The sequence below is a fragment of the Bacillus sp. mrc49 genome (genome assembly GCF_002803435.1).
The window spans coordinates 1-487 of the sequence record NZ_PHNG01000456.1; the positions used below are offsets into that span (position 1 = coordinate 1).

The 487-nt window shown below is 46.6% G+C and carries 2 rRNA genes; both read right to left on the bottom strand.

The annotated features are described in order from the left end of the window. Positions 1–72: ribosomal RNA gene (gene rrf, locus CVN76_RS03560) — 5S ribosomal RNA — on the bottom strand; the annotation flags it as partial. Between the two features lie 119 nt (positions 73–191). After that, a 23S ribosomal RNA gene (locus CVN76_RS03565) occupies positions 192–487 on the bottom strand; the annotation flags it as partial.

Below are 487 nucleotides of genomic sequence, written 5' to 3' on the forward strand. Positions count from 1 at the left end.
ATCGGCGCTGAAGAGCTTAACTGCCGTGTTCGGAATGGGAACGGGTGTGACCTCTTCGCTATCGTCACCAAACATTGTTTGCGTTTTTTCAAGACATATATTATTATAACGTCTTTTTGAGAAAATGCAAGAAGAAATTTTCATTCCTTCAAAACTAGATAATAAGAAGGTATTTCATTTTTTTCAAAGCGTTGGTTAAGTCCTCGATCTATTAGTATCAGTCAGCTCCACATGTCGCCACGCTTCCACCTCTGACCTATCAACCTGATCATCTTTCAGGGATCTTACTAGCTTGCGCCATGGGAAATCTCCTCTTGAGGGGGGCTTCATGCTTAGATGCTTTCAGCACTTATCCCGTCCGCACGTAGCTACCCAGCTATGCCTTTGGCAAGACAACTGGTACACCAGCGGTGCGTCCATCCCGGTCCTCTCGTACTAAGGACAGCTCCTCTCAAATTTCCTGCGCCCGCGACGGATAGGGACCGAA